At 65.4% G+C, this 442-nt stretch carries 1 pseudogene; it reads right to left on the reverse strand.

Annotated features, from left to right (window positions below):
* Nucleotides 1-426, reverse strand: a pseudogene (locus H5407_RS23635) (TonB-dependent siderophore receptor); the annotation flags it as partial.
* Nucleotides 427-442 lie beyond the last annotated feature (16 nt).

Here is a 442-nt window from a genome sequence, read left to right on the forward strand (position 1 = left end):
GTTCTGGTCGCTCAGGGTGGCGTCGGCCGGCGTGTCGATCTGCGTGCCGACATTGCCCTGGCCCGACCAGTTGTAGGCCTGCAGGCCGAACTGCGTGCGATAGCGGCTGAACAGCACGCCGGCATTCAGCGCATGACGCATGCCGGCGGTGACGAAGCTGCCGGCCAGCGACAGGTCCAGCGCATCGGTGTCGCGGTGCTCACCCTCGCTGCGGAAGTCGTAGCGGTCGAAATTGCCATTGGGGCAGTAGCTGTAGGCGTAGTAGTTGTCGACGTCGCTGCAGCCATAGGCATAGGCCAGGCGGTCGTCGGTGCGCAGGCGTTGCAGACCCAGGTGGGCCTGGGCGGTCCAGTCGCTGTTCAGCTTGTGCTGCAGGCGCAGCGAGGCGTGCTGGTTGTCGAACACCACCGGCAGCGTCCAGGGCATGTTGTTGAGATTCAGG

Source organism: Mitsuaria sp. WAJ17 (genome assembly GCF_014174515.1).
GTDB lineage: Bacteria > Pseudomonadota > Gammaproteobacteria > Burkholderiales > Burkholderiaceae_C > Roseateles_B.